Below are 14,172 nucleotides of genomic sequence, written 5' to 3' on the forward strand. Positions count from 1 at the left end.
TCAGCCGGGCCGGCCGTCGGCGCGCGGCCGCGACAGGATGGGCCAGTAGACGGCCGCGAAAAGCGCGAACGCCGCGATCCAGGCAACGGCGCTGGCAGTGAGCCCAGCGCGGTAATCGATCGCCCCTATGGCTGCGGCCACACGCAGCGTGCCGGCCGCGAGGACCGCGACGTACATGGTCACCCCGAACCGAGGCAGCGCCAGGCAGCGACCGGTATGCCCTAGCGAGACCCGGGTCATAACGCCCATGATCAGGGTGCCGGCTGCGCCGGCGCCTATGGCGTGCAGCCAAGCCGTAGGCGGGATCCCCGCAGTGAACGGTTGCAGGCCCTTGAGCAGCAGTGCCAGCACGATCCAGGCGTACCCTAGGTGCAAGATCCAGAGCAGGGGCTCATGCCGTATGTGCCAGCCGCCCCAGAGCACCAGGCGGGCACCGTTGAGGGCGCATGCCAGCAGCGCCATCAGGGAGCCGGTCAGAACCGGGCCGACAGCGAAATCAATCGGGATCATGAGGGCGGTCGCGGCGATGGCGGCGCGGTCCAGGGCTGGGACTGTTTGCACTACCGTCGGGTCGAGGCCGTGCATGCTCAGCCAGTTGCCCGTGAACGCGGGCGTGATGCGGCCGGCGATCACGACCATCAATAGTGTGATCAGGTTCATGGCCATGCGCTCGCCGAGCACCGTGCTTTCCACTACGTCCAAGGACTGCAGGTGGAACAACACATTGGCCAGGGCGAAGAGACCCAGGACGCCGACGAGAAACAGATTGCGCCGGTTGCCGTAACGCAGCAGGACCCCGCCGGCGTAAAGCGCCAGGACCGGCAGGTAAGCGATATCGATCGCGGCCACCGACCAAGCCGGCCACCAGCCGGCGCACCACATTGCCACGCGTCCCGCTAGCCAGAGCATTACCAGCGCAAGCAGTCCTCGGTCACGTAGCGGCAGCGCGCCGGTCCAGTTGGTCATGGCAGTGAGCAGGAAGCCGGTGATCGCCGCCGGCAGGAAGCCGAACAGCATTTCGTGTGCATGCCAGCGCACGGGATTTTCACCCAGCGGGATTGGCCATCCAGTAAACAAGTGGCCTATCCACGCAAAAATTGTTGCGGCCGCATATATCGCGGTGGCAAGGAAGAACGGACGGAACGGGGACGCAAGGAGGGGCGCTCCCATGAATGTACCGGCTCTCGTAATGACCTTCTGGGCACCATGTCACACATCTCCATCGCGCGGCAGAGGGTGCGCTCGAGAAAATCGGGCCTGTCTCGCATCTGGTCCCAGTGGTCAGCATTTCGTCGACGCGGTTTCCCCTCGCGTGGACGGCCGCGGGTTTCGCGGGCATTTGGGCAGTAGCGCGCTGGAGTGCTGATCGGTGATGCTGGCTTGGTGCAATGCTCAGCTGAGGGTCCTGACCTGAGCATGGCGGAGTGCTCGCTCGTATGGCCAATCGTGTATCCCATGTCATCTGTTCAAAATGAAAAACAGCAATACGAATAGGGTGCGTATAGGAGTAGACCTAGGTGGGACCAAAATTGCCGGCGTGGTGCTTGATGCCGATGGCACGGTGGCGGTCGAACGGCGGGTCGCCACGCCGGTTGGCGATTATCGCGGCACCGTCATCGCCATTCGCGATCTGGTTGCCGCGCTGGAGCGCGAGGTCGGCACCGGTGAACTCAGCGTGGGCGTTGGCACGCCCGGCTCGGTGTCGCCGGCCACCGGTCTGATCCGCAACGCCAACTCCGTCTGCCTCAACGGGCAGCGGCTGGGGCGGGATCTGGAGGCGGCCCTGAGCCGGCCGGTACGACTGGCCAATGACGCCGATTGTCTGGCCGTCTCCGAGGCCGCCGACGGTGCCGGGGCAGGTGCCGACAGCGTGTTCGCCGTGATTCTCGGCACCGGCGTGGGCGGGGGCTTCGTCTACCGCGGGCAGCTGCTGGCCGGGGCCAACGGCATCGCCGGCGAGTGGGGACACAATCCGCTGCCCTGGGCGCGGGATCCATCCGAGTGGCCGGGACCGGTCTGCTGGTGCGGGCGGACCGGCTGCCTGGAAACGTGGTTGTCCGGGCCGGCGCTGGCCGCCGATTATCACCAACGCGGCGGGGCCGAGCTGGATGCCCGCGAGATCGTGGCCCGGGCCGGGCAGGGTGAGGCGCTGGCGGAAACCGTGCTGGCCGATTACGAGCACCGGCTGGGGCGGGCCCTGGCGGGCGTGATCAACCTGCTGGACCCGGCTGTGATCGTGATCGGTGGCGGGTTGTCGCAGGTGTCGCGGCTGTACGACCATCTGCCGGCGCTGTGGGCGCCGTTCGTGTTCGCGGACCAGGTGGTGACGACCGTCCGCCCGGCCGCACACGGCGATGCCAGCGGGGTCCGGGGCGCGGCGTGGTTGTGGTAGCGCGTATACTTCCGGCCCCACGATTGCCGCAATAATCCGGTCATGCTTCAGCTCTACACCCACTACCGCAGTGTGTCGGCCCACCGCGTGCGCATCGCGCTCAACATCAAGGGCGTCAGCTACAAGTCCATCTTTCTCGATGTGGGCAATGCCCCGGCCGAGCGCCTGACCTATCTGAACCTGAACCCCCAGGGCCTGATTCCGGCGCTGGTGGTGGACGAGAATCTGCTGATTACCCAGTCCTCGGCCATCCTCGAGTACCTGGAGGAACGCTACCCCGAGCGCCCGCTGCTGCCCGAGGGCATCGAATTGCGCGCGCGTATCCGGTCGTTTGCCCAGATCGCCGTGGCCGACACGCATCCACTGAACAACCTGCGCACGCTGCGTTATCTGCGCGACGAGATGAAGCTCGACTACGAGCAACGCAGCCGCTGGTTCGTGCACTGGCTGCACAAGGCCTTTGCGCCGATGGAGTCGATTCTCGCGGGTACCGATCATGACGGGGCCTACTGCTTCGGCGACCGGGCCAGCCTGGCGGATGTCTGTCTGGTGCCGCAGGTGAGTCTGGCCGAGCGCTATGGCGTGGACCTGAGTAGTTACCCCTGTCTGCGGCGCGTGTACCGCAGCTGTCTCACCATGGCCGCATTCCAGGCGGCCGCACCGGAGACCCAGGCCGATCACGCCGCCGCCGCGCGCTGACGCGACCGGGATGGCAGAACCGGGGCGCGCGGCCTGATTCAATGGCTCGGGTTGGCCCGGCGTCCGGGCGGCGCTAGGCTGGCGGCAAGTTGTCTCGACCGGGGTCGCCGTGGATCTGTCCCAGCCCGCTGATATCGAAAACCTTGTTCGGGCTGCCGAGGCAGCACCCGCACCGGATGATCCGCCCGATTTTGCAGCTTTCCTGCGCGCCTATCTCGGCGATGCTCATCCCGGACATCTCCACGAACGCTCGGCGGAGGCCCTGCTGGCCATCGCGCGGCGCCACCGTCGGCTGGCCGATCCCCGTACGCCACAGCAGGCCTGCATCGAGGTCTACCGCCCCGACTATCCGGCCGGCGACCGGACCCGGGCGGTGGCAACGGTGGCCGCGGACATGCCGTTTCTGGTCGACAGCCTCGGCATGGCCGTACGCGCCGCCGGCGGCGTGCCGGACTGGTTGCTGCACCCGGTGCTGCGGGTATCCCGTGATGCCGAACACCGTTGCGTGAGGGTGCTGGGGCCGGCCGACAGCGACATCCACGGTGATGAGGAATCCTTCATCCACCTGCAGTTCGAGGCCGAACCGGATTACGATGAAAACGCGCTGAGCGCGCGGTTGCCGGTGATCCTGGATGACCTGCGGGTGGTGGTGGACGACTTCACTGCCATGCGCCGCGCGCTGCAGCAGGCGATCGACGACACCGCCCGGGCCCCCGCCGGCGCGGACGCCGAGGAACGCAGCGAGGCCGAGGCCTTTCTGCGCTGGCTGGGCGACAACCATTTCACCTTTCTTGGCTATCGGCAGCGCGCGGCGGGGCCGGATGACGGGCTGACCACGGTGCCGGATTCCAGCCTCGGTCTGCTGCGGGAGGATCGTCCCGGGCTGGACCCGGACGGTTACCTGGCTCCGTCCGCCGAACTGGACAAGCACGCCATGTCCACCCGTCCGGTGGTGGTCACCAAATCCAATACCGCCAGCTGGCTGCACCATGCCGACATCATGGATGTGGTGACGGTCAAGCGTCTGGATGATGCCGGCAACGTGATCGGCGCCCATCGGTTTCTGGGGCTGTTTTCCGGCGACGCCTATGCGGCCAGCCCGCGCGAGATTCCCATGCTCCGGCGCAAGGTACGCGGGGTGGTCGCCCGCGCCGCGCTGCGGCCCCGCAGCCATGCCGCCAAGACGCTGCACTATCTGCTGGAAACCTATCCGCGCGACGAGCTGTTCCAGAGCGGCGAGGAAGAACTCTATCGCACCGCGATGGGCATGCTGGCGCTGCGTGAATCCCAGCGCATGCGGCTGTTTCTGCGCCGTGACCGTTACGGCCGCTTCTTCTCCTGCATGGTGCATCTGCCGCGCGAGCGATATTCGGTGGATGTGCGCCACCGCATCGGCAGGCGGCTGGCCGAAATGCTCGGAGGGGAGCCCCGTGATTCCTGGTCGCAGTTCCTGCGTGGGGGCCTGGTGCGGATGCATTTCAGCGTGGCCACGCCGCCGGGGACCGATCACCACCCCGACGTGGCGGTCATGGAAAACGAGTTGCTGCGTGCCATCCGCCGCTGGCCGGACGCCTTCCGCGCCGCGCTGGCCGACGACCCGGACGCGCCCGAGGCGCTGGCCGCCTATGCCGAGGCATTCTCCGCGGCTTATCAGGAACGCCACGAGGCAGCCCGGGCAGTGGCTGATGCGCGGGAACTCCAGACACTGGCCGATGACCAGCCGCGGTTGCGGCTGATCCGCCGCGATGGCGTGATGGCGGTGCGGCTTTACGGCCGTGGCGCGGAAACCCCGCTGTCCGAGATGCTGCCGGTGTTGCAGAATTTCGGCCTGCAGGTAACCCGCCAGCGCCCCTTCACCGTGCGTCCGGCCGGGGCTGATCCGGCCTGGATTCACGACTTCGAGATCCGGCCACTTGCCGCCGTGCTCGGCGACGACGACATCGCGCGGCTGGAAAGCGCCTTTGCCGAGGTCTGGGCCGGCCGTGCCGAGGACGACAGCCTCAACAGGCTGGTGCTGACTGCCGGGCTGGCGGCACGTGGCGTGGCGCTGCTGCGTACTATCACCCGTTATCTGCGCCAGACGCCGCTGCCCTACAGCCTGGATGGCATCGAGCAGCGTCTGGCGGAACACCCGGATCTGGCCACCGCCCTGGTGGGGCTGTTCCACGACCGCTGCGAGCCCGACCTGGCCGATCGGCGCTCGCGCGAACTGGTCCATGTCGAGACCATCCACGCGGGGCTGGACGCCGTGGTCAGCCTGGACGCCGACCGGGTGCTGCGCGCCTGCCTGGCGGTGGTGCTGGCCACGCTTCGCACCAATTATTTCCAGCGTGACGATCAGGGCCGCCCGCGGACCGCGATCAGCCTCAAGCTGGATCCGCAGCGGCTGCCGGAACTGCCGGAACCGCGGCCGATGTTCGAGGCCTTTGTCTATGCGCCCACGGTGGAGGGGATTCATCTGCGCGCCGGCCGGGTGGCGCGGGGCGGCCTGCGCTGGTCGGACCGGCGGGAGGATTTCCGCACCGAGGTGCTGGGGCTGATGAAGGCCCAGGTGGTCAAGAACGCGGTGATCGTGCCGGTCGGGGCCAAGGGTGGTTTCGTGGTGAAGAACGAGTCGCCCGACGATGACCGGGATACCCGTCAGAACAAGGGTCGGGCGGCCTATCGCACCTTCATCAGCGCACTGCTCGACATCACCGACAACAACCACGGCAGCGAGGTGGTGCCGCCGCCGGCGGTGGTGCGCCATGACGGCGACGATCCCTATCTGGTGGTGGCCGCGGATAAGGGCACCGCGACGTTTTCCGATCTGGCCAACGAGATTTCCGCCGAGTACGGCTTCTGGCTGGATGATGCCTTCGCCTCCGGCGGCTCCGCCGGCTATGACCACAAGGTGATGGGCATCACGGCGCGCGGCGCCTGGGAGGGGGTGCGGCGGCACTTCCGGGAACTGGGATCCGATATCCAGAACGAACCGTTCACGGTGGTCGCGATCGGCGACATGGGTGGCGACGTGTTCGGTAACGGCATGCTGCTGTCCCGGCAGATACGGCTGCTGGCGGCGTTCAACCATCGCCACATCTTTCTCGACCCCGATCCGGACATCGAGCGCAGCTACGCCGAGCGCGAGCGCCTGTTCACGGCCGCGGCCTCGGGCTGGGACGCCTACGACACCAGCGTGATCTCCGCGGGTGGCGCCGTGTTCGAACGCAGCGAGAAATCCGTGGCGCCCTCGGAAGCCGCCTGCGCCGTACTCGGTATCGAACACAAGGCGTATGCGCCCAACCAGCTGATTCATGCCCTGCTGGCCGCGCCGGTGGATCTGCTCTGGAACGGCGGCATCGGCACCTACGTCAAGGCCCGCACGGAATCCCACGCCCAGGTCGGAGACCGGGCCAACGACGCCCTGCGGGTGGACGGCCGTGAACTGCGCTGCCGGGTGGTGGGCGAGGGCGGCAATCTGGGCCTGACCCAGGCCGGGCGCATCGAGTACGCGCTGGTCGGCGGCCGCATCAACACCGATGCCATCGACAACTCCGGCGGGGTGGATTCCTCCGATCTGGAGGTGAACATCAAGATTGCCCTGGGCCCACTGGAGGCCGCCGGCGAACTGGAACGCCAGGCGCGCAACGCCCTGCTGGAATCGATGACCGAGGACGTGGCGCAGCTGGTGCTGCGCACCAACTATCTGCAGACGCAGCTGATCAGCCTGCTGGAATCCGACGCCGCCGCCCGCCTGGACGAGCACGTCAACATGATGCGCATGCTCGAGCGTGACGGCCTGCTGGATCGCGCGATCGAGGGGCTGCCGGGTGACGACGTGATCGATGACCGCATCCGCGACGGCCTCGGCCTGACCCGGCCGGAGCTGGCGGTGCTGGTGTCCTATGCCAAGATTGCGCTGTTCGCGGACGTGCTGGACAGCGACCTGCCGGACCAGCCGCAGCTGGCACAGCTGCTGTTGTCGGGTTTCCCGCCGCGCCTGCGCGACGAGCATGCGGCGGCGGTGCGCGGGCACCGGTTGCGGCGGGAAATCATCGCCACCCTGGCCACCAACCAGCTGGTCGACCGCATGGGCATCGCCCTGGCGCACCGGCTGGCCGCCGAGCGCGGTGTGGATCGTGCCGCGGTGGTCCGGGCCTATCTGCTGGCGGCCGAGGCGCTGGACAGCGAATCCCTGTTCGAGGCGGTGGAGGCGCTGGACAATCAGGTCACCACCGACTGCCAGTACCGGTTGCTCAAGCGAATCACCGGCCTGCTCAAGCACGCCGTGGGCTGGCTGCTGGCTCGCACCGAGGGCCAGACCGACATGGCTGCCTGGCTGGACGCCAACCGGGCGCCCGCTCGACAGCTGCTGGCCGATCTGCCGGCCCGGTTTGTCGGGGCCTACGAGGCGCACTACCGGGCCCGCACCGAGGCGCTGGAAGCCGAGGGCGTGCCGTCGGCCCTGGCGGGACAGCTGGCGGCCGTCGACAACGCCGGCGGGCTGTTCGACATGCTGGGCATCGCCCGGCGCTGCGACGCCGAACCGGACCGCGTGGCGTCGGTTTACTTCCGGGTGGGGGAAACCCTGTCGCTGCAGTGGCTGCAGCAGACGATCCAGGGACTGGCCGCCGAGGGTCGCTGGCAGGCGCTGGCCCGGGCCAGCCTGCGCGATGACTGCTACCGGGCCCATGCCCGGCTGGTTGCAGACATCCTGATCAAAACTGACCAGGGTGAACCCGATGTCGACGCTTGGCTGAATGCCCCGGGCAGTCGGGCCGCGTTCGTGCAGCAGCGTCTGGTCGATCTGCGCGGCACCGAGCAGCCCGGCTTCGAGCATCTGGCTGTAGCGGTCCGGGATCTGGCGGCGCTGGTGCCCGAAGAGCCGGGCCGCTGACGCGGCCGATGTTCCACCACGCGGACTGGCGCGACCGGCTCTGGTCGGAGATCGATCGTCCCTGGGATCTGATCGTCATCGGCGGCGGCATTACCGGCGCCGGCATCCTGCGGGAAGCCGCCCGGGCGGGCCTGCGCGCGCTGCTGGTAGAGCAGAACGACTTCGCCAGCGGCACCTCCAGCTGGTCGACCAAGCTGGTCCACGGCGGGCTGCGCTATCTGGCCAACGGCGAGTGGCGGCTCACCCGTGAATCCCTGCACGAACGCCAGGCCCTGCTCGACGCTGCGCCGGGCCTGGTGGAGCCGATGGACTTCCTGATGCCGGTCTATGCCGGCCACCGGCCCGGCCGGCTGGTCACGCGGCTGGGGCTGGCGGTCTACGATCTGATGGCCGGCCGCTGGCATGCCCATTACCGCGGCCGGGATGCGGTGATCAACGAGTTGCCCTATCTGGCCACGGACGGGCTGCGCGGCGCCTTCGTCTATCCCGATGCCCGCACCGACGACGTGCGGCTGGTGCTGCGGGTGATCGGCGAAGCGCTGGCCGACGGCGGGAAGGCGCTGCATTACGCCCGGGTCGACGCCCTCTGTCGTGACGGGCAGGGGCAGGTCTGCGGGGTGAGTCTGCACGACCGGATCACGGATCGCCGGACCGATGTCATGGCCACCGCCGTGATCAATGCCACTGGACCCTGGAGCGATCGGCTGCGGCGACAGCTGGATGGTGCGCCACGGCTGCGCCCGCTGCGCGGCAGTCATCTGGTGTTCCGCCGGACCGACTGGCCGCTGGAACGGGCGGTGATGTTGTTTCATCCCGACGACGGCCGGCCGATGTTCGCGGTGCCCTGGTGCGGGGCCACGCTGGTGGGTACCACCGATCTCGATCATGCCGATTTTCCCGACACCCCACCCCGCATGACCGACGCCGAGGGTGACTACATCATGGCGGCGGTGGACCGTTACGTGCCCGGTCTGGGGCTTGCCCGCGACCGGGCGGTCAGCAGTTTCTCGGGGGTGCGGCCGGTGGTGGCCGGCGCGGCGGACAATCCCGGCGAGGCCTCGCGCGACAGCGCCATCTGGGCCGAACAGGGGCTGGTCAACGTCACCGGGGGCAAGCTCACCACCTACCGGGTCACCGCCCGCGAGGTGCTGGCCACGCTGACGGACCGGCTACCCGCGCTGGCAGGACTGTCCGCCGATGCCGCCATTCTCTCCGGCGGCGGGGATAGGCTGGCCGGTCGTTACGGCCCCCACGCGGCCGGCGTGCGGGCGCTGGAGGAACCGGCGACGGTCGGCGACACGCCCTTCACCTGGGCGGAGCTGCGCTGGGCGTTGCGCCATGAGGGGGTGGAACACCTGGATGATCTGCTGCTGCGCCGTACCCGCCTGGGCCTGTTGCTGTCATCCGGGGGCGAGGCGGTGTTGCCGGCGGTGGAAACGCTCTGTCGGGGCGAACTGGGCTGGGACCGGGCGCGCTGGGATCGCGAGGTCGCCGCCTATCGCGAGACCTGGCAGCGCTATCACTCGCTCGCGCGCCGCGACTGACGCAATCAGTCTCGGCTGCCGTCGGTGCGGAGGCCGTTCTCGATCAGCACTGCGACTGCCCGGTCCCGCGGGTTGTCGCGGGCGGCCGTCAGCCCGGTGGCCAGAGCCCGGGCCGAACGCCTTGATACGACGAACCCCTCCAGACGGGCCAGCGCCTCGGCGGCCCGGTCGACGTCCTCCTCCGCAACCATCTGATAGTCCACCCGACCGGTGGCCCGCAGCCAGGCGTGCTCGCGCTGGGTGTTGGCGTGACCGGGGGCGTGGAGGATGCGCTCGGCCGCGGCAACCTGGTCGGTACTGTAGTGAACCCGGCGCCGGTCAGGCGGGTGGTCCGGCTCGGGGGATTTCGTCGTGGCTGCCGGCTGTTCCGCTCCGATCAGGGTCGTGGCCTGATAGCCGAGGAAGGGCACGAACAGATTGAAGGCATCCAGGCCGTGGTCGAGCGGCGCGGCAACGGCATCCGGCAGGTGACGGGTCTGGCGGATGAGTTCCCGGCGCAGGGCCCGTCCGGGGCCGGCGTGGGCATCGCGCAGCATTGAAGGGAAGGGGGCCGGGCCGGCGGCCAGGCCGTTCACCAGCAGGCGCTGATCCGGATCTTTCAGCCAGTCGGCGGTCGCCAGTTCGCGAAGTTCGTTGAGGGCCGCCGCGGCCGCCGCCCGGGTACCGGTCTGTCTGCCGTGAATGCCGGCGCGATGCGAGATGATAACCGCCCCAAGCTGCTCAGCCTGTTCCAGCCGGGCCTGGCTGGTCTGTCCGTCGCCGTCGCGAATGTGCAACCGGCAAGCCAGGCCCAGGAATGCAGCAACGCTTGCCACTGCCACGCCGTGGACCCCCGAGCGGGTGGCCGCCACCAGTTCCCGGCGTCTGGTCTGGACCGCCAGCAGACCCTGCAGCAGGGCATTGGCGAGTTTCTGGTCGATCAGGTCGTTGGCGGCGTTGCGTGCCAGAAACAGCCGGGCGCCGCCATTCTCGGCACTCAGGCGGATAGCTTCGTACAACGGTGGCAGGGGGCGACCGGTCAACCGAATCCGCTGTTCGTCGAAACGGTCGAGAAAGCCGGTTTCGCCACGGCACCGTTCGTAGTCGGTGCCGAGGCCGGACAGTGTGCGTCCGAGCGGCGTGTCGGCATCGGTTTCGCCGAAGCGCTTGCTGCGAGGTGCAGACTCGCGGTCGGCCTTCGGGTCGGAATCATGTCCGGGCAACAGGAGGCTGTCGCCGAGTTCGCGCACCTTGAACCAGTCGCCGGGCAGCCCCTCGTCGAGATTGGCCTTGTAGGCGCGGGCATGCGCGGCGAAGGCGTCCCGTCTGCCGGCAGCGGCATAGACCTCCAGCAGCTTCAGGCGCAGGTCCTGCCGTGCTGGTTGTTCGGCCAGCGTCTGTTCGAGCAGCAATGCGACATCGTCGTAGAAGGTCTGGGCGGAATAGGCGTCGCCGGTCGGGTGGTTATCACTCATGATTCGGTTTCCGCGTTTGCCGGTATTCAGGGCCGGTGGGCAGCGGCCAGATAGTCGTGACTGCCCATCTCGCGCAGGCGGCTGATGGTGCGTTCGAACTCGAAGGCCAGACGCTTGCCGGTGTACAGGTCCTCCGGCGCTGCCTCGGCCGACACGATCAGCTTGACCCCCCGATCGTAGAACTCGTCGATCAGGTTGATCAGCCGCCGGGCAGGGTCGTTCTCGGCGTTGTCGAGTACCGGGATGCCGGATACCAGCACGGTGTGGAAACAGCGGGCGATCTCGCAGTAGTCCTCGGCGCTGCGGGGGCCGCGGCAGAGGTCGTCGAAGCTGAACCAGACGACGTCGCTGCCGAGCCGTCGCGCGGGTACCGCACGTTCGTTGATTTCCAGGTGGGTGTTGGATTCGCTGCTACTGCCGGCCATTTCACGGAAGTAGGCGGCAAGGTTGTCCTCGGCATCGGCATCCAGCGGGTGGTGATAGATCTCGGCCCGTTCCAGCTGGCGCAAGCGGTAGTCGAGGCCGTGATCCAGCTCCATCACCTCGCAGTGTTTCTGGATGCGGTCGATCACGGGCAGGAAACGCTCACGTTGCAGGCCCCCGGCGTAGAGATCGTCGGGCGGGATGTTGGAGGTGGCCACCAGCGTCACCCCCTGTTCGAACAGTTCGGTCACCAGACGGCCCAAGATCATCGCATCGGCCACGTCGGCGACGAAGAATTCGTCGAAGCACAGCACCCGGTCGTGGGCCATTTCCCGGGCGATCAGCTTCAGGGGATCCCGCTTGTCGCTGTAATGCCGCCGGCGCTGGTGGACCTGGTGCATGAAGCGGTGGAAATGGCTGCGCCGCTTGCGGGTGAAGGGCAGCGATTCGAAGAATCGGTCCATCAGGTAGGTCTTGCCCCGGCCCACGCCGCCCCACAGGTAGAGGCCGTTGACCGGCGTCCAGCCCCGGCGCAGGCGTTTGGGCGGGGAATCGATCAGGGCATCGTGAATCGCCTGCAGGGCGTCGACTGCAGCGGCCTGGGCCGGATCGGACTGGAAATCGGGATCAGCCAGATCCTGCTCGTAGCGTTGTCTTGGTCCGGCGGATTCAGCGGCGGGCATGACGGTCGATCGCTCGGATGTGGAGGCGTAGTATACGCATCAGCCATGGCCCACCCCGATGCGCTCTCCGCCGAGGACCAGCAGTTGATCGAGTCATTTCTCGATCAGCTCTGGACCGAATACGGCCTGGCCGACAGCACCCTCGCGGCCTACCGCTCGGACCTGCGCCAGGTGGCGCTGGCCCTTGGCCACGGCGGCAGGCTGGCCGGAGCGCAGCGCGCCGATCTGCTGGACTGCCTGGGCCGGCGCCAGCGGGCTGGCGCCAGTCCCCGCAGTGCCGCCCGGCTGCTGTCGAGTCTGCGTCGTTTCTACGGCTGGCTGGTGGCCGCGCGTCGACGCGAAGACGATCCTACTGCCCTGATCGACAGTCCGCGGCTGGGTCGTCGTCTGCCCCACACGCTGACCGAGACCGAAGTGAACGACCTGCTGGCCGCCCCGGATACACAGACCGACCTGGGCCTGCGCGACCGGGCGATGCTGGAACTGATGTACGCCACCGGGCTGCGGGTGTCGGAGCTGGTGGGGTTGCAGCGTCATCAGGTGAATCTGCGCCAGGGTGTGGTCCAGGTGATGGGCAAGGGCGGGCGCGAGCGGCTGGTGCCGGTGGGCGAGGCCGCCCAGGACTGGCTGCAGGCCTATCTGCACCGGGCCCGGGCGGCCCTGCTCGACGGCCGGCCCGGTACCGATGCCGTGTTCATCACCAGTCGCGGGAAGGTGATGACGCGGCAGAACTTCTGGCATCTGATCAAGCGTTACGCCGCACGGGCCGGGATCCGTCAGGGCCTGTCGCCCCACGGGGTGCGGCACGCCTTCGCCACCCACTTGCTCAACCACGGGGCGGACCTGCGCGCGGTGCAGATGCTGCTCGGGCACGCCGACCTGTCCACCACGCAGATATACACGCACGTCGCCCGGGCGCGGCTGCAGGACCTGCATCGTCAGCATCACCCCCGTGGTTGAGCGACGAACGACTATCCCTGGCCACGGTCTATCACGGCAATGATGCGAACTCCCGCCGTTTTTCTGTTGATGCTGCTCGTGCCGGGCCATGCGATGCCTGTGCACGCCGGTGATCTATCGGACCCGGATTTCCGGGCCGAGGTGGCGTCGCGCTTCCCCGGGGTGGCGGCAGCGGACATCTCCCCGACGCCGATGCCGGGCATGTGGCAGATATCCCAGTCCGGCGTGGTGGGCTACATCAGCGCCGATGGCCGCTATCTGTTCGATGGCGACATGATCGATCTGCAGGAAGAGGTGAATCTGGCCGAGGCCGAGCGGCGTGACTGGCGGCTGGAAAAGATCGGGACCGTCGCCGAGCAGGACATGATCCTGTACGAGCCGCGACAGGCGCAGCACACGCTGACCGTGTTCACCGACGTGGCCTGCCGCCATTGCCGGCGTCTGCATGAGGGCATGGACCGGTTGCTGGCGGCTGGCATCCGGGTGCGCTACCTGTTCTATCCGCTGTCCGGTCCCGATTCCAATGCATTCAAGCGGGCGCAGGCGGTGTGGTGTGCCACCGACCGCAAGCAGGCGCTGACCCGGGCATTCCGGGGCGAACGGACTGGCGGGGATGCCGGCTGCGACAACCCGGTGGCGGATCAGTACCGGCTGGCCGCGAAAACCATGAATCTGCGCGGCACCCCCACCCTCGTGACCGAGGACGGCCGGGTATTGGCGGCGGGGCTGCCGATCGCGGCGATCATTCGCGAGGTGACCGGCCGCGACAGCTAGGGCTGAGCCGGGGCGCGCCTCAGCGTTCCAGGTACTTCAGCTTGTCCGGGACGTCCTCCCACTCCTTGGCGTCGGTGGGGGGGTCCTTGATCTCGGTGATCACCGGCCATTCGGCGGACAGCTCCTCGTTGAGCTTGAGGAAATGCTGCTGATCCTCGGATAGATCGTCCTCCGACACGATCGCCTCGACCGGACATTCCGGTTCGCACAGAGTGCAGTCGATGCATTCCTCGGGGTCGATCACCAGAAAGTTGGGCCCCTCGTGGAAGCAGTCCACCGGACAGACTTCCACGCAGTCGGTGTACTTGCACTTGATGCAGTTCTCGGTGACGACGAATGTCATCAGATGGCTCCGGGCGTCATG

General features: G+C 68.0%; 10 protein-coding genes. 6 read left to right on the top strand and 4 right to left on the bottom strand.

The genetic code is table 11. From position 1 onward, the window contains the following. Positions 1-1,170: an NnrS family protein gene (locus tag RM532_RS05120; RefSeq protein WP_311652091.1), complete on the bottom strand. Its 1,170-nt coding sequence runs from the start codon at positions 1,168-1,170 to the stop codon at positions 1-3. A 301-nt stretch (positions 1,171-1,471) separates the two neighbouring features. On the opposite strand from RM532_RS05120, the gene RM532_RS05125 reads away from it, so the two are divergent. From RM532_RS05125 to RM532_RS05140, 4 genes are all read left to right on the top strand, one after another. Beyond that, positions 1,472-2,392 (top strand): ROK family protein, encoded by a 921-nt coding sequence (locus RM532_RS05125; protein ID WP_311652092.1) that lies wholly within the window; start codon positions 1,472-1,474, stop codon positions 2,390-2,392. Between the two features lie 42 nt (positions 2,393-2,434). Then, on the top strand, positions 2,435-3,091 hold the full coding sequence (gene maiA, locus RM532_RS05130; protein WP_311652093.1) for a maleylacetoacetate isomerase: 657 nt from the start codon (positions 2,435-2,437) through the stop codon (positions 3,089-3,091). Positions 3,092-3,200: 109 nt separating this feature from the next. Then, positions 3,201-7,970, top strand: a complete 4,770-nt coding sequence (locus RM532_RS05135) for an NAD-glutamate dehydrogenase (protein ID WP_311652094.1) — start codon at positions 3,201-3,203, stop codon at positions 7,968-7,970. Positions 7,971-7,978: 8 nt separating this feature from the next. After that, a complete protein-coding gene (locus RM532_RS05140; RefSeq protein WP_311652095.1) occupies positions 7,979-9,514 on the top strand; it encodes a glycerol-3-phosphate dehydrogenase/oxidase in 1,536 nt (511 codons plus the stop codon). A 5-nt stretch (positions 9,515-9,519) separates the two neighbouring features. Here the strand turns inward: RM532_RS05140 and RM532_RS05145 are convergent, their stop codons facing one another. Both RM532_RS05145 and zapE read right to left on the bottom strand, forming a co-directional pair. Then, on the bottom strand, positions 9,520-10,968 hold the full coding sequence (locus RM532_RS05145) for a pyridoxal-phosphate dependent enzyme (protein ID WP_311652097.1): 1,449 nt from the start codon (positions 10,966-10,968) through the stop codon (positions 9,520-9,522). A gap of 26 nt (positions 10,969-10,994) precedes the next feature. Further along, positions 10,995-12,074: a cell division protein ZapE gene (zapE, locus tag RM532_RS05150; RefSeq protein ID WP_311652098.1), complete on the bottom strand. Its 1,080-nt coding sequence runs from the start codon at positions 12,072-12,074 to the stop codon at positions 10,995-10,997. Between the two features lie 45 nt (positions 12,075-12,119). Between zapE and xerD the strand changes: the two genes are divergently transcribed. After that, the gene (gene xerD, locus RM532_RS05155; protein WP_311652099.1) at positions 12,120-13,034 is read left to right on the top strand and encodes a site-specific tyrosine recombinase XerD; all 915 of its coding nucleotides are present in this window, start codon (positions 12,120-12,122) and stop codon (positions 13,032-13,034) included. A gap of 93 nt (positions 13,035-13,127) precedes the next feature. Further along, positions 13,128-13,808: a DsbC family protein gene (locus tag RM532_RS05160; RefSeq protein ID WP_311652100.1), complete on the top strand. Its 681-nt coding sequence runs from the start codon at positions 13,128-13,130 to the stop codon at positions 13,806-13,808. 19 nt (positions 13,809-13,827) lie between these two features. Here RM532_RS05160 and fdxA read toward each other — a convergent pair whose 3' ends face one another. Further along, a complete protein-coding gene (gene fdxA, locus RM532_RS05165) occupies positions 13,828-14,151 on the bottom strand; it encodes a ferredoxin FdxA (protein ID WP_311652102.1) in 324 nt (107 codons plus the stop codon). Positions 14,152-14,172 lie beyond the last annotated feature (21 nt).

This window comes from Spectribacter hydrogenoxidans, from assembly GCF_031846275.1.
In the GTDB taxonomy this organism is placed as follows: domain Bacteria; phylum Pseudomonadota; class Gammaproteobacteria; order Nevskiales; family Salinisphaeraceae; genus Spectribacter; species Spectribacter hydrogenoxidans.